Annotated in this window: 18 protein-coding genes; 17 read left to right on the top strand and 1 reads right to left on the bottom strand. The window is 39.5% G+C overall.

All coding sequences use genetic code 11. The annotated features are described in order from the left end of the window. Positions 1–3: 3 nt before the first annotated feature. The gene (locus ACM0OT_RS16855) at positions 4–1,383 is read right to left on the bottom strand and encodes a response regulator (RefSeq protein WP_414565573.1); all 1,380 of its coding nucleotides are present in this window, start codon (positions 1,381–1,383) and stop codon (positions 4–6) included. Positions 1,384–1,904: 521 nt separating this feature from the next. On the opposite strand from ACM0OT_RS16855, the gene ACM0OT_RS16850 reads away from it, so the two are divergent. The 17 genes from ACM0OT_RS16850 (at position 1,905) to ACM0OT_RS16770 (ending at position 23,594) form a co-directional block, all read left to right on the top strand. Further along, a complete protein-coding gene (locus tag ACM0OT_RS16850; protein WP_414543098.1) occupies positions 1,905–2,579 on the top strand; it encodes a vWA domain-containing protein in 675 nt (224 codons plus the stop codon). Positions 2,580–2,625: 46 nt separating this feature from the next. Then, positions 2,626–3,420, top strand: a complete 795-nt coding sequence (locus ACM0OT_RS16845) for a PP2C family serine/threonine-protein phosphatase (RefSeq protein WP_414565572.1) — start codon at positions 2,626–2,628, stop codon at positions 3,418–3,420. Positions 3,421–3,538: 118 nt separating this feature from the next. Continuing rightward, a complete protein-coding gene (locus ACM0OT_RS16840; RefSeq protein ID WP_414565571.1) occupies positions 3,539–5,722 on the top strand; it encodes a tetratricopeptide repeat protein in 2,184 nt (727 codons plus the stop codon). Between the two features lie 356 nt (positions 5,723–6,078). Beyond that, positions 6,079–6,852: a glucose-1-phosphate cytidylyltransferase gene (rfbF, locus tag ACM0OT_RS16835; RefSeq protein WP_414565570.1), complete on the top strand. Its 774-nt coding sequence runs from the start codon at positions 6,079–6,081 to the stop codon at positions 6,850–6,852. A gap of 70 nt (positions 6,853–6,922) precedes the next feature. Continuing rightward, positions 6,923–8,143, top strand: a complete 1,221-nt coding sequence (lhgO, locus tag ACM0OT_RS16830; RefSeq protein WP_414565569.1) for an L-2-hydroxyglutarate oxidase — start codon at positions 6,923–6,925, stop codon at positions 8,141–8,143. Positions 8,144–8,263: 120 nt separating this feature from the next. After that, positions 8,264–9,292, top strand: a complete 1,029-nt coding sequence (locus ACM0OT_RS16825) for an SDR family oxidoreductase (protein ID WP_414565568.1) — start codon at positions 8,264–8,266, stop codon at positions 9,290–9,292. A 122-nt stretch (positions 9,293–9,414) separates the two neighbouring features. Beyond that, positions 9,415–10,452: a glycosyltransferase family 2 protein gene (locus ACM0OT_RS16820; protein ID WP_414565567.1), complete on the top strand. Its 1,038-nt coding sequence runs from the start codon at positions 9,415–9,417 to the stop codon at positions 10,450–10,452. An 11-nt stretch (positions 10,453–10,463) separates the two neighbouring features. Beyond that, positions 10,464–11,321, top strand: coding sequence for a phytanoyl-CoA dioxygenase (locus ACM0OT_RS16815; RefSeq protein ID WP_414565566.1), 858 nt, complete (start codon positions 10,464–10,466; stop codon positions 11,319–11,321). 71 nt (positions 11,322–11,392) lie between these two features. Further along, positions 11,393–11,944, top strand: coding sequence for a dTDP-4-dehydrorhamnose 3,5-epimerase (gene rfbC, locus ACM0OT_RS16810; RefSeq protein WP_414565565.1), 552 nt, complete (start codon positions 11,393–11,395; stop codon positions 11,942–11,944). A 77-nt stretch (positions 11,945–12,021) separates the two neighbouring features. After that, positions 12,022–13,335 carry an NAD(P)H-dependent oxidoreductase gene (locus tag ACM0OT_RS16805; RefSeq protein WP_414565564.1) on the top strand — a complete coding sequence of 438 codons (1,314 nt, stop codon included), beginning with the start codon at positions 12,022–12,024 and terminating at the stop codon, positions 13,333–13,335. Between the two features lie 255 nt (positions 13,336–13,590). Beyond that, a complete protein-coding gene (locus ACM0OT_RS16800; protein WP_414565563.1) occupies positions 13,591–14,679 on the top strand; it encodes a glycosyltransferase in 1,089 nt (362 codons plus the stop codon). Between the two features lie 58 nt (positions 14,680–14,737). Beyond that, positions 14,738–16,969: a GumC family protein gene (locus tag ACM0OT_RS16795; RefSeq protein ID WP_414565562.1), complete on the top strand. Its 2,232-nt coding sequence runs from the start codon at positions 14,738–14,740 to the stop codon at positions 16,967–16,969. A gap of 509 nt (positions 16,970–17,478) precedes the next feature. Next, positions 17,479–18,204: a heterocyst development glycosyltransferase HepC gene (hepC, locus tag ACM0OT_RS16790; RefSeq protein ID WP_414565561.1), complete on the top strand. Its 726-nt coding sequence runs from the start codon at positions 17,479–17,481 to the stop codon at positions 18,202–18,204. A gap of 194 nt (positions 18,205–18,398) precedes the next feature. Continuing rightward, complete coding sequence (hepA, locus tag ACM0OT_RS16785) at positions 18,399–20,246, top strand: heterocyst formation ABC transporter subunit HepA (RefSeq protein WP_414565560.1); 1,848 nt, start codon at positions 18,399–18,401, stop codon at positions 20,244–20,246. Positions 20,247–20,429: 183 nt separating this feature from the next. Then, positions 20,430–21,269 carry a hypothetical protein gene (locus ACM0OT_RS16780; protein WP_414565559.1) on the top strand — a complete coding sequence of 280 codons (840 nt, stop codon included), beginning with the start codon at positions 20,430–20,432 and terminating at the stop codon, positions 21,267–21,269. A gap of 106 nt (positions 21,270–21,375) precedes the next feature. Then, positions 21,376–22,539, top strand: a complete 1,164-nt coding sequence (locus tag ACM0OT_RS16775) for a glycosyltransferase family 4 protein (protein WP_414565558.1) — start codon at positions 21,376–21,378, stop codon at positions 22,537–22,539. A 62-nt stretch (positions 22,540–22,601) separates the two neighbouring features. Continuing rightward, entirely contained in the window at positions 22,602–23,594 is a 993-nt protein-coding gene (locus ACM0OT_RS16770) for a glycosyltransferase family 2 protein (RefSeq protein WP_414565557.1), read from the top strand. The last annotated feature ends 54 nt before the right edge of the window (positions 23,595–23,648 follow it).

The raw sequence follows: 23,648 nt of genomic DNA, 5'->3' as shown, positions 1-23,648 counted from the left end.
TTTTTAATTCAAGTGCTTAAAAATTATTTTTAACAATTCTGCTCGGGTAAAAGGTTTGGTTAAATACCCAGATGCCCCGACAAATCTTGCTTTCACCTTATCAATAATTCCCTTGTAACCTGTGACAAAAATAATTGGAGTATGTTGAAATATGGGATTCTTGCGTATAATGCGGCACAACTCATAACCATCAAGACCTGCCATATTCAGATCCAATAAAATCAAGTCTGGTTTGTGCCTAATAATTGACATTACTGCCTTTAATGGTTCATTAATAGCGACTACATTAAAATTTTCATTTTCTAAGAAACGGCTAATTTCCTTGAGAATTGTGGGACTATCATCCACCGAAACAATTTTATAAAGCTTTTTAGGCGTTAGGGTAGCAGCGGTTACTCTTTGGGAGGGAGTATTTATGTTATTTGATATTACTGGTTCTTGTTCTCTTGTCGGCACAGCAATATCTGAAAAACCACTGGTGGACACATCTGCATCAGAGTGAGTCAAGTTTTTACTTACTGTTACTGCTGTATCTACTGTTTTGCGTTTAAGTAAGATTTTTTGATGGGTAGGAATTGCTGAAAACTTTTCTCCTGTATGCGGTAACTTATCAAATGGGGGGTCTGGTTCATGTAATATAATCCCGCCTTTGATAATGTAAGGATATAACTTTTTAGCCAGTTCAAGTTCATCTTGATTTGTAATTTCCGCAAGATGACGTAAACTGATACCTTTCATTTTATTAATTAAATTTGCTTGGAGGTCTGGAAATTTTTTACTGAGTAATGTGCTAGTGCTTAACACATACGGTCGTTGATAAGGTGAAGAGATATAGGGCGAAAAAGATTGCCAATTATGTAATTGTATTTGGCAGTATTCTATAACTTTTTCTACATCTAGTCTGCATATTTCTCTTACTTCTTCTTGTGCATCGCTTAACTCATAAGTACCAGTTTTGATTAACAAAAATGATTCAATTACTTCTTTGACTAATTCTTGAATCAATAATGTTGCTTGTGTATGATCCAGATATCCTTGATTAATTAGCCAATAGATAGCTTGATAATCAAGAGGCTGCTCACTGCTAACACGGTCATCCTCACTGTACTGATTGTATAATCCAGGTTCAAAAATCAAACGTAATTGCACATGAACTTCATGACTAATGAGAGGAATTTCATGACTGAGGCGATTGAGATGGCGTTCTATTCGCTCAAAAGGCTCGATTGAATGGGTTGCATAAGTTATTCTCCCCCGGTCTAAGTAAATTAACCAAGTAACTAAATTACTAGAGGCTGTTATGCAGGTAGTGTCATAACAGCTACATAATTGTCTTAACAAGCTTTGGGGACGTAGTGTGATGAAGGTGCCCAAATTATTCATATTTTCAAGTTTTTGTGTAATTATACCGAAAATATATTTATTGGGAATCCTTAAGCTGTGAGACTTTGTGATCTTTAATAATTCTTGACATTCTGTCCTTTAAAAAGACGCGGATTTTGGAATCAGCAATTGTAGGTAGTAGGGTAGGAATTACTCACCAAAACCTAGAAATTTTGGCAAAAGCCTATCAGGACTTACGTAACCAACCACGTATTCTCGTCATTGCACCGTAGGGAAGCAATCTCAAAGCCTTGATTTTCGTAGCGAGTGCGTAAGTCCTACCTATGTTACCTATATGCCAAAAATCCCATATAAGTAATTCTTTTGCTTCACAAGCAACAATTATAAAGATTTTCTTAAATAAATGTGTAGTTAATTTAGGGAAAATTATCTGTTTAATAAAGATTCAACTAAATAACTCGTAAATATCCATCTTTGGTCTTGTAGGCTCCGGAAATTAAACTATATACTTTGAAAAAAGGAAAATAAAGCAATTGCCATATAACATAACACAAAAAGTTATGCATGATACCTTAAGACTTGATGAAGTAGTAGAGTTTGCGGAAAATCCAGAACCACGTTGTCCTTGTGTTTTGTTGTTGGACACATCTGGCTCAATGCAAGGAGATCCCATCGAGGCTTTAAATCAGGGCTTGTTGAGTTTAAAAGATGAATTAGTCAAAAATTCTTTAGCAGCCAGAAGAGTAGAAGTAGCCATCATCACTTTTGATAGTCATGTCAATATAGTGCAAGACTTTGTGACAGCCGACCAATTCAACCCGCCGATTTTGACAGCGCAGGGTCTAACAACTATGGGGGCGGGAATTCATAAAGCCTTAGACATGGTGCAAGAGCGTAAGTCTCTTTATCGTGCTAACGGCATTGCTTATTATCGTCCTTGGGTCTTTATGATTACAGATGGAGAGCCACAGGGCGAATTAGATCATCTGATAGAGCAAGCGGCACAACGCTTACAAGGAGATGAAGCGAATAAGCGCGTAGCATTCTTCACAGTAGGGGTGGAAAATGCTAATATGATGCGTTTAAATCAATTAGCTGTGCGAACTCCGCTCAAACTCAAAGGATTAAACTTTATTGAGATGTTTGTTTGGTTGTCAGCTAGTATGTCAGCAGTTTCCCATTCTCAGGTAGACGAACAGGTAGCACTACCACCCATTGGCTGGGGAACACTTTAAGCTGCTTAACAGCTTACTCACACAGCTAGCTGCCTTTACAAAATCTATGAACACAACAAAACAGATATCTCATTGGCGGGTAGTCGCCGCATCTGTATGTGGTACAAGCCACGTCAAAAACAAGCAGCTGTGTCAAGATGCTCACCACTGGCAACTGTTGCCGGGTAATGTGTTAGTAGCTGCTGCTGCTGATGGTGCAGGTTCTGCCAGCCAAGGGAAAGTGGGAGCAATGGTGGCTGTGGAAACAGCAATAGAGACTCTATCTCTCAAAGAAATTACTCGAGAGTCTTTGGCACAAGATGCATTTGTGCAATCGCTATTAAATGAGGCTTTGCTAGCTGCCAAAAAAGCAGTGGAGGATGAAGCAGTAGCATGTAGCAAACAGCCTCAAGATTTAGCAACAACCTTAATTATTATGGTTGCTACGCCAGAGATGGTGGCAGTTGTCCAGATTGGTGATGGTTTGGCAGTAGCCAAGGATAATCAAGGTAACTTACTGGCACTGACTATACCTGACAATGGCGAATACATCAACGAAACCATTTTTTTAACTTCGCCTGGTGCCTTAGACTCGGCACAAATGAGATTATGGCGTGAAACTATAGTTAACGTTAGTCTCCTCACTGACGGACTACAAATGCTGGCTTTAAATATGGTTCTGGGTGAACCTCACAAACCATTCTTTTTTCCCTTGTTCGATTTTGTAGAAAGTGCCGACGATAAAACACTAGCAAAAGAACAGTTGGTGAAGTTTTTAGGTTCTGAGCGGATTACACAACGTACTGATGATGATTTGACGCTGATTGTAGCTGCCTTTAGAGATGAAGGGACTAGGGACTAGGGACTGGGGAGCAGAGGTGAAAGTCATTTTTCCCATGACTAATGACTAATGACTAGGGAATGTTTTGGTGATCTGCTAGATCGATTTTTCTCATAACTCCATTCACCGTGATTAAATCATGCAGGTACTACGTTGTTTTCCCAAGCAAGAAATTATCAACCTTAGCGTTAGCTTGGGGCGCGGCGGTGAAGCTTGTATTTATGCCGTACCGTCTTCTGGTGATTTAGTAGCAAAGGTTTATCATAAACCTACAGTTGCTCACGCCCACAAACTCCGAGCGATGCTTGCCAACCCGCCGGAAAACCCTACAGCTAGCTTGGGGCATATTTCTATTGCTTGGCCACAAGATTTATTAAGGGCGACAGATGCTAGTAATGGCATTATCGGCTTTTTAATGCCCCGGATTCGCGGGATGCGGCCAATTATCGATTTTTATAATCCCAGCACTCGGCGGCAACACTGTCCTTTATTCAACTATCAGTACTTGCTTCGCACTGCACGCAACTTAGCGGCGGCTTTTGCGGCTTTGCATAATAGTGGATATTGCGTTGGTGATGTGAATGAGTCAAATATTCTGGTCAGCGACACAGCATTAGTCACCTTGGTAGATACAGACTCTTTTCAGGTGCGAGATCCAGACAATAATGATCTTGTTTATCGCTGTCCAGTGGGTAAACCAGAGTTTACTCCACCGGAACTACAGAATAAAACTTTTGCTCAACATGACCGGGAAATTGTCCACGATTCCTTTGGTTTGGCGGTGTTGATCTTTCAACTATTAATGGAAGGTACTCATCCCTTTTCGGGGATATTTCAAGGAATTCCTGAGCCACCGCCTTACGAAGCCAGAATTGCCGCTGGACATTTTACCTACAGTCAAAAGCGACAAGTACCTTATCGACCTACGCCCATAGCACCTGCTTGGGAAGTTCTGCATCCCAAGTTACAGGAATTGTTTTTGCGTTGTTTTGAGGATGGTCACAATGACCCGCATCTGCGTCCCAGTGCCCAAACTTGGCTGTCAGCTTTAGCGGAAGCTGAAGATAGTCTAATTACTTGCACTGTTAATCCTCAGCACCGTTACAACAACCATTTGGAGAGCTGTCCTTGGTGTGAACGTGCTTCCCGCTTGGGTGGACGTGATCCTTTTCCATCTTCACGCGCAGTAGAAAATAAAGAACATCTCCGACCAAGAAGTATCCCTAAAAGGCGATATGCCCAGCGGCCCCGTTCACCACAGCCAGTGATGCCGCTATATCCAGTCAATTATTGGCAGCCTGTAGCTAACCCTAGCTATTCCTCTTATCCTGTTCAGAAGAAAGCGAAAGTGTATCCGGCTGTCTTGTGTCTACTCGGTGTGGGTGTGTTGGGTTATTTGGACGTGATGGTTAAATTTACTCGTCCCTATGTTTCCCAAAATGCTTTCACTCAACAAGCGTTGATGGCACGCCCAACACCAGACAAGGAGACTTTAACTTTCGCAGATTACTATCAACAAGGTCATGCTGCTTACCAAATCAGAGATTATGAGCAAGCAGTGGAGAACTTCAGCCAAGCCATAAAACAGGAACCGACAAGTGCCAGAGCATATGTTAACCGAGGTAATGCGCGCTACAACTTGAAAGATTATGAAGGCGCGCTGATAGACTATAACCAAGCTTTGAAAATTAATCCCCAAGAAGTCAAAGCTTTTGTCAACCGGGGCAATGCTCGTTACATGCTAGCTGAATTTAGCCATGATCCTGATGGAGAATATCACTTAGCGATCGCGGATTTCGATCAAGCTCTGCGGATCAACAATCAAGAAACAGAAGCTTTTCTCAGAAGAGGTATTGTCCGTTCGCAAATGGCTAGATATAGTAGCGAATCTTTAAGGGATTACAAACAAGCAATTGTTGATTTTACCCAGGCAATTCGATTGAATGTATCTAACGCCGAAGCGTATTTTCAACGAGGCGATGTGCGTTACAAAATGGCCCAATTTAGTAGCGATTTTATTCAAGATTATCAACAGGCGATCGCTGACTTTAACCAAGCACTGAAAATTAATGACAAATTGGCAAAAGTCTATCTCAAGCGAGGGATGATTCGCTATGAACTCACACAATATAGTGGTCAAGAATCTGATCCTAATAATCTCAAAGCTATTGAAGATTTACAAACAGCCGCTAAATTCTCCTTAGAACAAGAGGATACGGAAATTTATCAACAGGCACTCAGTAGTATTTGTGTAATTATAGAAAGTCAATGTAGTGCTTTTTTACAAAGTTCTGCCATGTGGCAATACACAAATACAAATTAATTAGAAAACTAGTAAATTTAAACACTAGTTTTTGCATAAACTTTTTTGTCTTTGTTCAGACAAAATTCCACATGATAAGGGTTAGCATTAGCTGACTCTTATCTTTTTTAAGTATTTTTTGGCTGTATTTAAGTTCTTTTATTTAGTTATTTAATCTTCATTATATAGGTGTTTATGAATGTTTTATAGATAAAAGGAAAATATTTACAACTTCTTTATGGATTTACTCAAAATAATTGTTAGATTATGTACGGAGAAAAGACATTATCTAGACAGTTTTTTCCTATAAATGTGCATCCTCTTCATCCCAAAAGTTTTGAAATAATCATCTCCCTACAAATCTCCAAGGTAATTTTATGAAAGCGGTGATTCTGGCTGGAGGACTTGGTACACGCCTCAGTGAAGAAACTAGTATCAGACCAAAGCCAATGGTAGAAATTGGTGGTAAACCAATTCTTTGGCACATAATGAAGACTTACTCTTCTCATGGTATTAACGACTTCATTATTTGTTGTGGATATAAAGGCTACATCATCAAAGAGTATTTTGCTAATTACTTTTTACACATGTCAGATGTGACCTTTGATATGCGATTTAATCAGATGAATATTCATTCTGGTTATGCCGAACCCTGGCGTGTCACCCTAGTAAATACAGGTGATTACACCATGACAGGTGGACGCTTAAAACGTATCAGTGAGCATATTGGTAATCAGACTTTTTGCTTTACTTACGGTGATGGTGTCAGTGATATAAATATTACTGAGTTAATCAAATTTCATCAAGAACAAAAGTCCTTAGCAACACTCACCGCAGTGCAACCAGCCGGACGCTTCGGCGCTATTTCGTTAGGGCAAGAGCAAACTAAGATCCACAGCTTTCGGGAAAAACCAGAAGGAGATGGTGCTTGGATTAATGGTGGTTATTTTGTTTTGGAACCAGAAGTAATTAACTTAATTGCTGATGACTCTACAGTTTGGGAGAAAGAACCATTAGAAAAGCTAGCTGATATGGAAGAGCTATCTGCTTTCAAACATTATGGTTTTTGGCAACCAATGGATACATTACGTGATAAAAACCACTTAGAGGAGCTATGGAAGAAAAATCAGGCTCCTTGGAAAGTATGGTAGTTAATGGTAGTTAATAGATATTAACTAGACAAAATACTCACTGACGATAATTTCAACTGCCATAATACCTATGTATGATTTTGCCATTATCGGTGGGGGAATAGTTGGACTGTCTACGGCTATGGCTTTAGGTCAGCGCTATCCCAATGCACGAATTTTAGTCTTAGAAAAAGAAAATAACTGGGCAGTTCACCAAACTGGTAATAACAGCGGAGTTATTCACTCCGGAATTTACTACAAACCAGGGAGTTTCAAAGCTAAATTTTGCCGTGATGGTAGTCACTCAATGGTGGAATTTTGCCAAGAACATGGAATTGAGCATGAAGTTTGCGGCAAAGTCATCGTAGCCACTGATGCAGAAGAACTACCTCGGTTAGAAAACATCTATCAACGCGGCTTAGAAAACGGCATCCCAGTCCAAAAAATTAGTCCCGCAGAAGTTAAAGAAATTGAACCTCATGTTAACTGTGTAGGTGGAGTTCGGGTATTTTCTACTGGTATTGTTAATTACAAACAAGTTTGTTTAAAATATGCCGAATTAATTGAGAAGCAGGGTGGAGATTTACGCCTGAAGACCAAGGTACTGAAAATCTCTTCTAATGGTAAAAATCAGGTACTGGAAACCAACAACGGCAATTTTGAAACACGTTTCTTGATCAATTGTGCCGGATTGCATAGCGATCGCCTTGCTAAATTAAACCAGGTAGAACCCCAGGCAAAAATAGTCCCCTTTCGCGGAGAATATTACGAACTCACCCCCGAAAAACGTTATCTGGTCAAAACTCTCATTTACCCAGTTCCTAACCCAGATTTCCCCTTCCTGGGTGTTCATTTCACCCGAATGATTGATGGTAGCGTTCATGCTGGGCCCAATGCAGTTCTCAGCCTCAAACGCGAAGGTTACAAAAAAACCGATTTTAATTTGCGAGATTTTGCCGAAGTTATCACCTACCCTGGTTTTTGGAAGTTAGCAGCTAAACATGCAGATGAAGGTATTCAAGAAATTATCCGTTCCTTGAGTAAAGCCGCCTTCACCAGAAGCTTGCAAAAGCTTATTCCTGAAGTTCAAGCCGAAGATTTAGTTCCCACTCACGCAGGAGTCCGCGCACAAGCGTTGATGAACGACGGCAAACTAGTAGATGACTTTTTGATCGTACCAGGTCAAAACTCCATCCATGTTTGCAATGCACCTTCCCCAGCGGCTACTTCTTCTTTGGAAATCGGCAAAGCTGTTGTAGCGCAAATTCCCCAACAATCTCATCTGGAGATGGTCGTTCGTCGTCATTCGTAATTACATTGACTATGCCTCTTCGTTTATAGGGCCTGCAATCTGACTCAACATTGATGTTGGTTTAGATGCGATTCAGCACATCTATATGTTTTTACTTCAGCACTTTATTGAAGGACAAAAATGAAAATTTTAGTAACTGGAACAGAAGGCTATCTAGGTTCGTTGTTACCTCCTTTATTAATTGAAAGAGGACACGAAGTTCTTGGGGTAGATACAGGTTTTTATAAAGTTGGTTGGCTATACAACGGTACTGAAGTCACAGCCAAAACTCTGAACAAAGATATTCGCCACCTCACTCCTGAAGATTTAGAAGGTGTGGAAGCTATAGTTCACATGGCGGAACTTTCCAATGACCCCACTGGACAATTATCACCCAATATCACCTACGACATTAATCATTTAGGTTCGGTTCGTTTGGCTAACTTAGCTAAAACAATGGGTGTGCGTCGTTTCGTCTATATGTCTTCTTGCAGTGTTTACGGCGTTGCGACAGAAGGTGATGTCACAGAAGAATCTCCTATTAATCCTCAAACAGCCTACGCAGACTGTAAAACTCTTGTAGAGCGAGATCTCAAACTATTAGCTGATGATGATTTCTCGCCTACATTTATGCGGAATGCTACTGCTTTTGGTGCTTCCCCAAGAATGCGGTTTGATATTGTTTTAAACAACTTAGCAGGCTTGGCATGGACTACCAAAGAAATCAAAATGACTAGTGATGGTACACCCTGGCGGCCATTAGTTCATGCACTAGATATCTGCAAGGCCATTGTTTGTGCGCTGGAAGCTCCCCGTGATGTTGTCCACAACCAAATATTTAATGTGGGCGATACAAGCAACAACTATCGAGTCAAAGAAGTTGCCGAAATTATCGCTGATAGTTTCCCTGGTTGTCAATTGAGTTTTGGGAATAATGGTGCAGATAACCGTAGCTATCGGGTATCTTTCGAGAAAATCAACACAATTTTACCGGGATTTAAGTGTGATTGGAATGCTCAACTTGGCGCACAGCAGCTATTTGAGTTGTTCAATAAAATTGATATGACTGAAGAGACTTTCTTCTATAGAGGTTTTACCCGTTTAAAACAGCTAGAGTATTTAATTCGTACTCAACAAATTGATACAGATTTTTTCTGGAATAAGAAATAATTCGCTTCTAGGAAGTTTAAGGAATCTTCCGAATTACATATTTTAAATTCGGAAGTATTTCATCTAAACCACATCTACATTGAAAACCGTAGTTTTATCCTAGAAAAACGCTTGGCTTAACAATGAGTAAATTACTGACTATCGCTATCCCTACGTATAATCGATCTGAGTTACTTGATAAACAATTAACATGGCTTTCTTTGGCTATTCAGGGGTTTGAATCTGATTGTGAGATTTTAGTTTCTGATAATTGTTCTACTGATCATACTCAATATATCATCCAAAAATGGCAGAAATACTTCAACAATATTACATTTAACACCAATAAAAATTCTCAGAATTTAGGGGTCATGAAAAATATCATGCACTGCTTAAAATCTGCCAAAACAAAGTATGTGTGGACAATTGGTGACGATGACCCAATTCAGACTAAAACTGTTGCCTATGTAATCAAAAAACTCAAGCAATACGAGCAGTTATCATTATTGTTTCTTAATTTTTCTGGGCGCAATAAAGTTACTGGTGAGCCAGTTCACCCGCCAACAATAGTTGGTAATCGTTGGTTTGATGCTGATAGTGAAGATGCTCTTGGTGATGGTAAGGCCATCTTTGAACATTGTTTTTCTAAAAGTGTTGGTGCAGTTATTTTTCTTACGGCGACAGTCTATCGAACTGACTTAGTAAAACGCGCTTTGGATATATGGCCGGATGCTGCTAATAATTGGATATCTTTAGCATACTTAGCTGGATATTGTGCTGCTAATGGTAGTGTAATTGTCACTAAAAAGACTTATTTGGAATGTATTGTTGGGGTGAGCTATTGGCAAAAAGAGCCAAAATCCGCACTGCTCATGCAATATAAACACATACCTGAGGTTATTTTAAAACTCCAAGAAATTGGGTATTCTCAGAAATTTTGCAGACGGATGCTGTTACAAAATGGCAAAGAAGTTAACTTAAAAGTTTTTTTAGGGGCTTTAAAAAAATGGCCTTTATCTGCCATCAAAACAGTTATTCCTTTTTTAGCTTTACTCAGTATAGCTGCTTTTGAGTTGATACCTTTTAAAGAATTTAAAATTTCCGAATTTAGTGAAGATTCCACTCCAGAAGCGCAATTTAATAACTATCAGCGATCACGCCATAAATCAATTAGGAAATAAACGTTTTTATCATGTTAAAAAGTCTGATTAATAAAATTTATGCTTTATATTCTGAATTAAGTTATGAGATAGCTCGTTGGCAGTATACCAAAAATTTACCTGCATTAACAGAAGGCGATCGCACAATTTTAAATGCTCTCAAAAAAGAAGGTGTTTATATAACAACACTGGACAAATTAGGATTAAATTCTCACCCAGAACTGCTAAAAGCCGCCTATGAGCAATTGTCTAGAATGGAAACAGCAAATAATCAGCATTTAGAGCAAAAGTGGCCGCAAATTCACACAGTTACAGGGTTATCGGAATTTTATCACTGGGGTATGGAAAAAAGGCTACTTGACATTATTGAAAATTATATTGGGTTACCAATTAAGTTTCATGGTGTACATTTACGTAAAGATTTTCCTAATGATAATCAGTTTGGTACACTGCTATGGCATAGCGACGCAGAAGACCATCGTATTATCAAAATTTTTATTTACCTGAATAATGTCGAACAAAAAACTGGGCCGTTTGAATATATACCCCGGTCTTTAACTTCTGTATTTAGCTGGAAATATTGGCAACTTTATTACAAACTTTGGCAGTCTAGCTATATGGGTATTGATGATGAAGAAGTAAAAAAAGTCATCCCTAAATCAGCGTGGAAACCCTGCATAGGCCCAGCAGGTACAGTCATTTTTGTAGACACAAAAAATACTTTACATCATGGCACAGTACGCTTAGAAGAACGAGTAACACTATTCTTTTGTTACACAGCCAATCCCCCCGAAAGACCAGAACTTTGTACTCAATATTGGGATGATACTTATCCTAGAGCCGAATTAATTAATTCAACCACAAATAATCTAGAAAAAATTCCTGTTTAGTTAAGTCTGATAGCGTAAAGACTAAACAATTGTAATTTTTCTGCTAATCATTATTCATTTTGAGGGAATCCATGATTTTTACTAAAACCGCACTCAAAGACGCATACATCATTGATTTAGAAGAAAAACCAGACCATCGCGGGTTTTTTGCTCGGAGTTTCTGCGCTCAAGAATTTGCAGCACAAGGTTTAAAGCCCACAGTTGCTCAATGTAACTTATCTTTTAACTATAAAAAAGGCACACTGCGAGGAATGCATTATCAAGTTGCACCAGCCGCAGAAACCAAAATAATTCGCTGCACTAAAGGTGCTATTTATGACGTAATTATTGATATGCGTCCTGATTCACCGACTTTTTTATCACACATTGGTGTGGAATTAACACCAGAAAACCGTCGTGCTTTGTATGTCCCAGAAATGTTTGCTCATGGCTATCAAGCATTAGAAGATGAAACCGAAGTGGTATATCAAGTAGGTGAGTTTTATACACCAGGATATGAAAAAGGTCTTCGCTATGACGACCCATTTTTTAAAATTGAATGGCCTCTAGACGTAACAGAGATTTCTGAGAAAGATTTAAATTGGACTTTATTTGAAAAGATACCCGTCGGATGTAGAGATTGAGTAATTCGTAATTCGTAATTACCTACTCCCTACTCCCTACTCCCTACCTACTCCCCATTTATACAGGAAATTAACTAATGATTATTGTTGATCGTGCTTTACAAGCCCGTGCTGAAGCAGGTAATCCCGTGAAAGTAGCCATGATTGGTGCTGGTTTTATGGGTCGTGGAATTGCTAATCAAATTATTAATTCAGTTCCTGGAATGGAGCTAGTTGCTATTTATAGTCGTCAAATTGATGCAGCTAAACATGCTTATACAGAAGCTGGCAGAGAAAATGTGCAAGTTGTTACGAGCGTAACTGAATTAGAAGACGCGATCGCTAACCATAAGTATGCAGTTACCGAAGATGCTCAATTACTCTGCCAAGCTGAGGGTATTGATGCCATCGTTGAGGTGACTGGTGCAGTAGAATTTGGCGCTCATATTGTCATGCAAGCGATCGCGCATCGCAAACATGTGATTATGATGAATGCTGAACTCGATGGTACTGTTGGCCCCATTCTCAAAGTTTACGCCGACAAAGCCGGAGTAGTTCTTAGCGCCTGTGATGGTGACCAGCCAGGGGTAGAAATGAATCTCTACCGCTTTGTGAAAAGTATTGGTCTGACTCCATTATTGTGCGGTAACATTAAAGGACTCCAAGACCCTTACCGCAATCCCACCACTCAAGAAGGATTTGCTAAACGTTGGGGTCAAAAAGCCCACATGGTAACCAGCTTTGCTGACGGGACAAAAATCTCCTTCGAGCAAGCCATAGTTGCTAACGCCACAGGTATGAAAGTCGCCCAGCGCGGAATGCTAGGGTACAACTTTAGTGGTCATGTAGATGAAATGACCCACATGTACGATATTGACCAACTTCAAGAACTAGGTGGCATTGTTGATTATGTCGTGGGGACAAAACCCGGCCCTGGTGTGTTTGTCTTCGCCACTCATGAAGACCCCAAACAACGTCATTATCTCAACTTGTACAAATTAGGTGAAGGCCCTCTTTATAGCTTCTATACCCCCTATCACCTCTGTCATTTTGAAGTTCCCTTATCTGTAGCGCGGGCTGTCTTATTCCAAGATCCTGTTTTATCTCCCATAGCAGGCCCAGTAGTAGATGTAGTCACCACCGCCAAAATTAACTTGAAAGCGGGCGAAATCCTAGATGGTATTGGCTTCTACATGACCTACGGCCAATGTGAAAATTCACCCATCGTGCAACAGCAAAACCTCCTACCAATGGGTTTAGCCGAAGGATGTCGTCTCAAACGCGATATTCCCCAGGATCAAGTCCTAACTTACGATGATGTAGAGTTACCAACCGGTAGACTTTGCGACCAACTCCGCGCCGAACAAAACGCTTATTTTGCATCAGAAAAAGTTCTGGCCACAGTTGGATAGCATCAATATTTCTCTACCAATATCGTTCAGTTAAGGTTTTGATCCCTCTAACTCCGTCAAAAAGGAGTTGGGGGGAATCTTCAACAAATAAATCTGCGTAAATTAAGTTGTAGAAAGAAACCAAATATCACCAATACTTTCTTTTCTTAATTCAGAATTACGTATTGCTAAAGCCTTCACATTGGGTGCATTAAACTGCTATGACGAATTATTAATTACGTTAGCGAAGCTCCTCTGAAAGAGGCATTACGAACTATGAAAATTGCTCTAGTCCATGATTATTTAACCCAACGCGGTGGAGCAGAGCGCGTATTTGAATTACTGTGTAAGCGCTATCCTGAAGCGGATGTTTTCACCTCTTTGTATAATCCGCAAAAAACTATTGATATGGGCGATCGCATAGTCAAAACTACTTTTTTGCAAAATATTCCGGGCGCAACTAAGTATTTTAGATTGATGGCTCCCTTGTATTTTCCGGCCTTTCGGGCGTTGGATTTACAAGACTATGATTTAATTATTAGTAGTAGTACCAGCTTCGCCAAAGCAGTACGCAAAAGACCAGATGCCAAACATATTTGTTTTTGTCATAATGTTACCCGTTTTTTGTGGGATACGGAAACTTATTTACGTGAATATGGAGATTATCGCTACTTCGCTCCGTTAATTGAACAAGTATTTCAGTTAATGCGAAACGTAGACCTAAAATATGCTCAAGAACCTGACCTTTACATTGCTAATTCCAGTGTAGTTGCTCGCCGTATCCAAAAAATTTACAATAAACCATCAATTGTCATTAACTATCCAATTGATACAAATAATTTTTTGTTTTCTGATATAAAGGATGAATATTATCTAGCCTCAGCGCGGATGATCAGCTATAAGCGCCTGGATATAATTATCGAAGCATTTAACTGGTTAGGTTGGCGCTTATTAATATCAGGTGATGGGCCAGAACAAGCACGTTTAAAATCCAAAGCTTTAGATAATATAGAATTCTTAGGACATGTCAGTGATAGTCAACGCAAAAACTTATTTTCCCAAGCCAAATCCATCATAGTTGCTGCCTTAGAAGACTATGGACTAGTTCCAGTAGAAGCAAATGCCAGTGGGACACCAGTTATTGCCTACGGTGCAGGTGGGGTATTAGATACTCAAATACATGGCGAAACCGGAGTTTTATTTAAAAGACAAACACCCGAATCCTTACAAGCTGCATTACTAGAATCCGGAGAAATCACTTGGAATTATGAAACTATTCGTAATCATGCAGTGAACAATTTTTCAGAACCAGTTTTTTTCAGTAAGGTTGAGAAACTTATTGAGCAAACTTGTGGTGCCAATTAACTATTTTGGTAATTTTTAGCCCGCTAAACGTAGCGTCTCGTAGATCAGGATAATAAACATGAATCAAGTTAGACTAAATCCGAGTCTCAGTCCAGGTATTGACTCTAATACAGAACCAAGTTACGGACAGTTATTTAAAATATTTATTCGCCGATTCCCTTGGTTTTTTGCAGTATTTATTAGTTGTGTTGCCATTTCAGCTTTTGTAACTTCGAGAACTAAACCTACTTTTAGAAGTTCCATGCAACTGCTGGTAGAACCAAACTATCAAGGTAGGAGAGAAGCCGGGCCAGATACTCAGTTTCTTGAGCCTGATGTGCAAATAGACACAGCGACTCAGCTGAATTTAATGCAAAGTTCAGGGCTGATTCAAAAAGCAGTTGATAAACTGAAGCCGACATATCCGGATATCACAATCAATGAAGTTAAACAATCTTTAGTCCTCACTCAAATCAGAAATCCAGAAGATAACATAGCCACAAAAATATTCCAAGTAGACTATACTGCCCAAGACCCACAAAAAACACAAACAGTTTTGGCTGCCATTCAGGAAGTGTATGTAGAATACAACAAACAGCAGCAGGATTCGCGTTTACAAAAAGGTCTGCAAGTTATTAGGGAACAGTTAAGTAAGGCGAGTGAAGAAGTGAATGCTTCAGAAACTAACCTACAACGCTTTCGCCGCAACCAGAACTTAATTGATCCTGAATCACAAGCCAAGGCGCTTGAAGATGCTTTAAATAATATTGAGCAAGAACGTCGTGCTACTCGTTCCCAATATCAAGAGGCTGTGGCGCGCCAAAAATCTCTACAAGAACAACTTAATCGTTCCCCACAAAATGCCTTGGTTGCTTCTCGTTTAAGTCAATCTACTCGTTACCAAGGCTTACTCAACGAGATTCAAAAAACAGAATTAGCCCTCGCTCAGGAACGTCTGCGGTTTACAGATGAAACTCCTAGTGTGCAGAAACTCCAAGAACAACTGCAAAGTCAGAAGGAATTATTGCAACAAGAGGTAAGCAGAACTTTAGGCGTACAGTCCAATGGGGTTTTGTCTTCTAAGGTACAGCTCCTCGAACAAGGACAATTCGGTGAAATTGACCTCAACCTAGCTAGTCAATTAGTGGAGACACAAACGACTATAGTTGCTTTAAGTGCCCGTGATCAAACTTTGGCAGAGAAAGAAAGTCAACTGAGTTTTGAAATCAAACGCTTTCCGCCTTTGTTAGCTTATTACAATCGCATCATGCCACAGCTACAATTTAGCCGCGAAAGGTTAGAACAGCTGTTACGTGCAGAACAAAAATTACGTCAAGAACTTGCCAAAGGTGGATTTAATTGGGAAGTTGTAGAAGAACCATTATTAGGGTCACAGTTAGGCCCTAATCTCCAGCAGAATCTTTTATTGGGTGCTGTAGTGGGTTTGATGTTGGGAGGGATTGCTGCTTTTATTCGAGAAGCATCTGATGATGCTGTCCACACGACGGCTGAATTGGAAAAGCAAGTGCCTTTACCATTGCTGGGAACCACCCCTAAACTGCAATCTACCAAAACCAGAGAATCAATTATCAAGTTGCCTTTTGGTAAGCCTGAAGTGTTAGCACCTTGGACAATTCAGGTGTTGCAATCTCCATCACGTTGGGAATCTCTGGATTTGATTTTCAAAAATATTGAACTGTTAAATACTGTTACTAGCTTAAAGTCTTTGATGATTACCTCGGCTTTACCGGATGAGGGTAAGTCTGCTTTGGCTTTAGGTTTGGCTATGAGTGCTGCACGTTTACACAAACGGGTACTACTGATTGATGCCAATTTAAGAGATCCCAATCTGCATGAGCAGCTGAATCTTCCCAATGAACAGGGGCTTTCGACACTCTTAGCTAGTGATGTTACTTTACCTGAGCAAATTGGTATCCAAACTTTAGGCTCCGCCTATATTGATATTTTGACAGCCGGGCCAAGACCGACTGACCCAGCGAATCTTTTAAGTTCTCCCCGGATGATGCAATTGATGAAAGCATTTGAGGAGAATTATGATTTGGTGCTGATAGATGCTCCACCAGTTTTGGGTTTGGTAGATGCTATGCTCACAGCATCGTCTTGTCGCAGTGTCGTATTAGCTGCAAGTATGAGTAAAGTGACTCGCAGCCAACTTGCTCAAGCTACAGCCATGTTGAGCAAGTTAAATCTGATTGGAGTTGTGGCTAATGGAGTTGCAGATTCTGGTAGTACCTATGTGCAGTATCCCCAGCCGTCTCAATTTGCCCTCAAACAAGCCTTGGAAAAATAATTAGTAGGACTAAATTCTGAAGTTTTATTGATGTGCGATCGCGCTTGGTATGTACAGTTTGTATGTAGGCGATCGCACATATCTTTTTGGCTAATTTTGTTGACTTCTCAATAATTAATTGCACATAATTTTACTGAAAAATCAGTATATTTATGTCAACTTTATCATATACTAGCAAAACTACGGACTGTTTGAAGACTAAATAAAGAATTTATCCCAGCATATGGTGATTTCTACAGAGTCTTATATCCTAGAGATTAAAGCCCCATACTCAACAGTTAAATAAGAAAGTCTACTTCACTGATTGACTAACTTTGACTCAGCGAGAAGTTGCAACAAGGGTATCTCTACATACAAAATTTGGTGGCTCAACACTTACAAGAAACATGTAGACTTGCCTAGATTATCTACAGTTTTCCGGAGTAAATCAAGATTTGGTTCAAAGTCTTTGGTATTGATAGCCTTCAATATCAACTCAGCAACTTACTATGGTATAAATCCAAAGACATATGACAATTTCATTAATTCCTGCGCTACAAGATTCGGCTTCCACAACCCCAGCTAAACAACATAATTGCTCTCCATATTGCTCACTTCAGTGGCGGCGCGGTAAATTGTTGGTGAAACTTCCTACACAGGCGAAACAGATATCTTTGCCTTCTTTAAATAACCAACAATTGTTAGTCAATTGTTTAAAACATTCTCTAGTAAATTTGGTAATTATAGATCCAAATATTGGTGAATATGGTGTAAAACTGTGGGTTGAAGCTTGTGAGCAAGCTGGTAAACCTGTATTTCTCCGCATACCATCTAGTAGTAAACTAATCAATCACAGTAGCCAATTACAGCAGTTAATTGGCTGGATGGTAGCTCTAGGGTTACTACTATTAATGAGTCCAATGATGCTGGCATTAATGGTACTCATGCAAATTGACTCACCAGGCTCACTTTTTACTTATGAGTGGTATGTTGGCGAACGGGGTAAACTGTTTCGCGCCGTCAAGTTTTGCACAACAGCAAACCATAACATGACAGCTTTAGGGCGCTGGATGCGTAAATACGATTTAGACTATCTACCGCAGTTGTTCAATGTACTACGAGGGGAAATGAGTTTAATGGGATCTCGTAGTTTGAGTTTGTCAAAAGCAGTGCGCCTAACTGTGGAAGAACAACAAACAATTACGGGTTCCTGGGAAGATTCCGAGTTGTTGCAATTGGATAGCCCAACGCTCTGATTTGCTTCTGAGGGAAGGGAATTCACAGTTGCAAAGACTGATAAAAGCCGGTATTTGCATCTGTGATTCCTTCTGAAAAACAACAAACTACTAATGTTTTTCTATTCTCATGTTTCCCGTTGGGATATTATTTGATAAAGGGGTTACGTCTATGGTGGCTGGTGTAAGTTACAAAAATATTGTTAGAAAATACAATGAAATTTTCCCTTTCTCAACAAATTCATAATTGGTTCAAATCTACTAAATTTTGGCAAAATAATTATTTGATTTTGCGAGAACTTAAATATTTTCGTAAAGTTGCCATATTTGCTTTATGTTTTTCTTTTCTAGCTGCTACCTTTGAAGGGTTTAGTATTGGTTTTTTGCTATCGTTCTTGCAAAATTTAACTACTCCCGATGCTGAACCAATACAAACTGGTGTTGCTTGGTTTGATACTTGGGTTTTAGCGGCTCATACAACAGCAATTAATCGGCTATATCGCATATCTTTTTTGATTTTATTGAGTACCTGGATACGTGCTGGGTTTAATTACTTATCACAGGTATATACAGAAATGGCTCAATTATTGCTAGCCAATCGCTTACGCAAGCAAATATTTGAACAACTGCAAGGATTACCGCTGAGTTATTTTGCTCAGACTCGTTCTGGCGAATTGGTTAACACTATTACCACTGAAATTGAAAGAATGCGACAGTGGTTTAGCGGGGCAGCATTTCTGATGACTAGAGGTATAACAGCTCTGGTCTACTTTATCTCCATGTTTTTATTATCATGGCAGCTTTCAATCATTTCTTTCTTCTTATTTACTCTGGTGGGAGTGGGATTATCAACTCTAAATTCTCGCGCTAGAGAAGCGAGTTTTAGCACTTCCATTGCTAACGGTAATTTTACCTCTATAGCCATAGAATTTATTAATGGTATTCGCACTGTACAGGCATTTGCTACTCAAGACTTTGAACGGCAGCGTTTTTATAATGCTAGTGATAAAGTAGTCACTACTGCCACTAAAGTGGTTTTAGCTTGGGCACTTGTCAGACCATTAGCTGAAGCTATAGCTAGTACAATTCTCATTGGCATGATTATTTTTGCCTTTACTGTATTTGTGGTTAATGGCAACTTACAAGTTGCTTCTTTATTGACATTTTTCTTTGTATTATTTCGGGTCGTACCCATTGTTCAGGACATTAATGGTACGAGAGCGCATCTGAGTACACTCCAAGGAGCGGCAGATAATATTAAAAATCTGGTGAGAACCGACAATAAATATTATTTGCCAAATGGCGAAACTAAGTTTAAACGCCTGAAGCATTCAATTGATATTGTCTCGGTAGATTTTGGTTATGATGCCGTTTCTACGGTGCTAAATAATATTACATTGAGCATCGAAAAAGGAAAAACAACTGCATTAGTCGGAGGGACTGGTGCTGGTAAGAGTACATTGATTGATTTAATTCCCAGATTTTACGATCCCACACAAGGTAACGTCCTGATTGATGGAGTGAATGTCCGCAACTTTGACATTAAATCACTCAGACAGAAAATTGCTGTTGTCAGTCAAGATACATTTATTTTCAATACTTCTGTGTTGAATAATATTGCCTACGGTACAGAAGGAGCTAGTGAAGCGGAAATTCGCCAAGTTGCACGATTAGCTAATGCACTTGAATTTATTGAAGAAATGCCAGAAGGCTTTGATACCCAATTGGGAGATAGAGGCGTGCGGTTATCTGGAGGTCAACGCCAGCGAATTGCCATCGCCCGCGCTCTCCTACGTGACCCAGAAATTTTGATTTTGGATGAAGCCACCAGCGCCTTAGATTCCATGACGGAACGCTTGATTCAAGACTCCATCGAACAGCTATCTGTCGGTCGAACAGTGATTGCGATCGCTCATCGTCTTTCTACTATTGCTAAAGCTCATAAGGTTGTTGTCCTCGAACAAGGACGCATTGTTGAACAAGGTAATTACCAAGAATTACTCGACCTCAAAGGTAAGTTGTGGGAGTACCACAAGACTCAGTACGAAATGGGTCAAGCGTGATCTAAGAAGGGAGTAGGGGGAATAAGAGGCAGCAGGGGGAGAGATTTTCGGTAAGTACCAACATCTTTGTTTTATCTCCCTCATCCCCCCATCTCTCCAGTCCCCAAATTCTTCCGGATTTTAGTCTTCTAGTTTGCAAACTAAATTGAGACCAAGGAATTGGTTTTTAACTGAGGTGAAGAAATGGTAAATATTGGCTATCATTCGGCTAAATTTCACGGTAAATTCAACCGCTCTTTATATAAATTCAAGCTGACTAAAACAGCAAAAATTGCTATCAAGTCAACTCATCAAGTCCCTCTAAATGTCTATGCTTTATCTTGTGAGCGGGATTTAGCTGAACAAGTAGCAAGTATTCGCTCATTTATCCGCCATGTTGGCATTCCCAATACATTCACTGTTATTTCTGATGGTAGCTACACTGACTTAAGTTGTGAGTTACTTTGCAGCCTTCATCCCTGCATTAAGGTTGTACATATCAATAAATTTATTAGAACAGATTTACCACAATGTGTAACTGACTACGCCCAAATCCATCCTATGGGTCGAAAGTTATCAGCTTTGATGTCAATTCCTGTTAATGGTGCCACTATTTATACAGATTCAGACATTTTATTCTTCCCAGGGGGAATTGATTTAATTAGTTTAGCTAAGTTAGATAGTAAATACTGTCATTATTTACCCGATTGTTCAGCTTCACTAGATGAACGAATGATTTATGAAGATGCTGAAAAAGTCAATCCTGTAAATGCGGGATTTATTTTATTTAAGGATAAACTAAATTGGGATTTTGCTATCAAACGTTTGGCAAATATCACGGGATTGCCTAACTATTTCACGGAACAAACAATTGTCCATCTGACAATTCACCATAATCAAGGTATACCATTATGCCCACAAAAATACATTCTCAATGTTGCCGACCAATTTATTTATCCAGATAAGTTTGCTAGTAAAGAAATTGCTTTACGGCATTATGTTAGTGATGTGAGGCACAAGCTTTGGATGAATGCTAGGGGCTAGATCAATTGATATAAAAAGCGGTGTAAATGAATTAATAAGGCATTCACAAATTGTCAAATTTATTTTCTAAAAACCAGGATTTTAGCTACAAATAAGTAGAATCTTTATGAGTTATACATTGGTTGATACAAAAATGATTTATCACTGCTCCCGTGCTGATATTAAGGGAGGTGGTGGTATTGAAACTTATTTAGCATCTTTAGTAAATTCTCAAATTCCTGGAGTAAGCGATCGCCCTATCTCTTGTTTGGAAACTACGAATCAGCAACAGGCTCAATTACTGCATATTCATGACCCTGATATGCTGGTTTATCTCCGGGAAGAATGCCCAGCAATTTTGACTTTGCATAATCATTGTAGCTACTGTCCTAGTGGCACTAAATATTTAGCGAATCGCGGAAAAGTTTGCGATCGCGTGATGAATCCTCTAGGTTGTACTTTGGGACATTTAGTAGACGGTTGTGGTAGCCTTCGACCCCAAAAAATTATGCAGAATTGGCATCAAGCATCCCAACCTCTAGAAATCTTGAAAAAGCTGAAGATTCCAGTAATTGCTAATAGTGATTATGTGCGTCAGCAAATCATTAGTAGTGGTTTAGCACCTGAGCGTGTTGTAACTCTGCGTTTTGGTGTGCAACCACCTAAAAGTACTCCTGAGCCTTTAAGTTTAGACATTCATCAACATCAGCGCATCTTATTTGCTGGTCGGATAGTTCCTGATAAAGGTGTGGAATGGCTAATTAAAGCGATGGTAAAAACCGACAGCCGGATTCATCTTGATATTGCTGGCGATGGGTGGAGTAAACCCAGCATGGAAAAACTAGTCCGTGATTTAGGGTTAAGCGATCGCGTTACGTGGCATGGTTGGTGTAATGGCGAAAAACTAGAAGCACTTTATCAACAATGCTTGGCTGTAGTCTTTCCTAGCTTGTGGCCAGAACCTGCTGGTTTGGTAACTCTCGAAGCTTATGGTCGCTATCGACCGATTATAGCTAGTGCAGTCGGTGGTATTCCCGAACATGTACGAGATGGTGAAACAGGTGTTTTGGTTCCACCTAATAATATCCAACGGTTAGCTGCTGCTATTAACGAACTAGCAAGTAATTATGATAAAAGCCGCTTCATGGGTGAAATCGGTCACGCTTGGTATCAACAAGAATTTACCATGGATATCCACGTGCAACGATTGGCAGAAATTTATGCCAAAACTATTGCTGAATTTGAGGCGAAAAATCCTGATCCCGTTGCTCTAAATTTTTTTCCAATTTAATAAGTAGGGAGTGGGGAGTAGGGAGTAGGAGAAATTATCAATCTAAAATCAAAAATTGTCTTATGTCATTAACTATTAAATCACCAGAACCACTAGTCAGCGTTATTATTCCTACATATAATCGCCCAGAGTATTTGCAGCAGGCGATCGCTAGTGCTGTGAAACAAACTTATCAAAATATCGAAATCATTGTTTCTGATAACTGTAGTCCAGAAAATCCCCAAGCCCTTGTAGAATCTTTTCAAGATCCACGCATTAGATTTTGGCGACATTCAGAAAACATTGGTATGATTGCCAATCAAATGAATGCCTTTAAAATGGCCAAGGGTAAATATGTGGCTAGCCTGCATGATGATGATATGTGGAATGAGGATTTTTTAGTGAAACTTGTCCCACCATTAGAGGCTAATTCTGAGTTAATTTTAGCTTTTTGTGACCAATATATTATTGATGCTCAAGGTCAGATTCAAGTTGCTGGTACTGAAGCTAATACACGGGGTTATAAGCGCGATAAACTAGCACCGGGGATTCATCAGAATTTCTCCAAAATTGGGTTAATCGATAAAAGTATAGCCACCGCCGCAGCTTGTTTAATTCGTAATCATGTAATTGATTGGGATAGCATTCCTTCAGAAATTGGCGGTATGTGGGATTTATATTTAACTTATCTTTGCTGTATATCTGGACTTGGTGCTTACTATTGTCCAGAAAGACTGACACGATATCGCGCCCATGAGCAAACTGACACTATGCTCAGTGGTAGTCGTAATATCCAGGCAAAAATTCGCAAAGCTAAAAGTGAAATGTTCTGTTACCAAATCATGATGCAAGATGCACGTTTACAACAATTTAAAACACATTTTTATAAAAAATGGTTAGAATCTCAAACAACTTTAGGTATAGGTTTACTACGAAATAAAGAAACTATTGCAGCCCGTTCTTATTTGTGGAAATCTCTCGGTCAACAAAAAGCTAATATGCGAACATTAGTAGCTTTAACTCTTAGCTTTACTCCACAAATATTAGCTAATTCTTTACTAGGAGTAGCCAAATAAATTAACGTGAGTTCGACGGAACCTAACCCCAACCCCTTCCCTACAAGGGAAGGG

Source organism: Anabaena sp. CCY 9613 (genome assembly GCF_963920895.1).
Classification (GTDB): Bacteria; Cyanobacteriota; Cyanobacteriia; order Cyanobacteriales; family Nostocaceae; genus Cyanocohniella.
The sequence above is the reverse complement of the archived record's forward strand: the minus strand, read 5'-3'. Positions and strand labels throughout refer to the sequence as shown.

Coding starts and splice junctions, on each gene's coding strand:
- hepC (WP_414565561.1), top strand. CDS start 17,479: ATGACAATTTCATTAATTCCTGCGCTACAAGATTCGGCTTCCACAACC.
- ACM0OT_RS16795 (WP_414565562.1), top strand. CDS start 14,738: ATGAATCAAGTTAGACTAAATCCGAGTCTCAGTCCAGGTATTGACTCT.
- ACM0OT_RS16825 (WP_414565568.1), top strand. CDS start 8,264: ATGAAAATTTTAGTAACTGGAACAGAAGGCTATCTAGGTTCGTTGTTA.
- ACM0OT_RS16815 (WP_414565566.1), top strand. CDS start 10,464: ATGTTAAAAAGTCTGATTAATAAAATTTATGCTTTATATTCTGAATTA.
- ACM0OT_RS16855 (WP_414565573.1), bottom strand. CDS start 1,383: ATGAATAATTTGGGCACCTTCATCACACTACGTCCCCAAAGCTTGTTA.
- ACM0OT_RS16850 (WP_414543098.1), top strand. CDS start 1,905: ATGCATGATACCTTAAGACTTGATGAAGTAGTAGAGTTTGCGGAAAAT.
- ACM0OT_RS16820 (WP_414565567.1), top strand. CDS start 9,415: ATGAGTAAATTACTGACTATCGCTATCCCTACGTATAATCGATCTGAG.
- ACM0OT_RS16780 (WP_414565559.1), top strand. CDS start 20,430: ATGGTAAATATTGGCTATCATTCGGCTAAATTTCACGGTAAATTCAAC.
- ACM0OT_RS16840 (WP_414565571.1), top strand. CDS start 3,539: ATGCAGGTACTACGTTGTTTTCCCAAGCAAGAAATTATCAACCTTAGC.
- hepA (WP_414565560.1), top strand. CDS start 18,399: ATGAAATTTTCCCTTTCTCAACAAATTCATAATTGGTTCAAATCTACT.
- rfbF (WP_414565570.1), top strand. CDS start 6,079: ATGAAAGCGGTGATTCTGGCTGGAGGACTTGGTACACGCCTCAGTGAA.
- ACM0OT_RS16845 (WP_414565572.1), top strand. CDS start 2,626: ATGAACACAACAAAACAGATATCTCATTGGCGGGTAGTCGCCGCATCT.
- lhgO (WP_414565569.1), top strand. CDS start 6,923: ATGTATGATTTTGCCATTATCGGTGGGGGAATAGTTGGACTGTCTACG.
- ACM0OT_RS16770 (WP_414565557.1), top strand. CDS start 22,602: ATGTCATTAACTATTAAATCACCAGAACCACTAGTCAGCGTTATTATT.
- rfbC (WP_414565565.1), top strand. CDS start 11,393: ATGATTTTTACTAAAACCGCACTCAAAGACGCATACATCATTGATTTA.
- ACM0OT_RS16805 (WP_414565564.1), top strand. CDS start 12,022: ATGATTATTGTTGATCGTGCTTTACAAGCCCGTGCTGAAGCAGGTAAT.
- ACM0OT_RS16775 (WP_414565558.1), top strand. CDS start 21,376: ATGAGTTATACATTGGTTGATACAAAAATGATTTATCACTGCTCCCGT.
- ACM0OT_RS16800 (WP_414565563.1), top strand. CDS start 13,591: ATGAAAATTGCTCTAGTCCATGATTATTTAACCCAACGCGGTGGAGCA.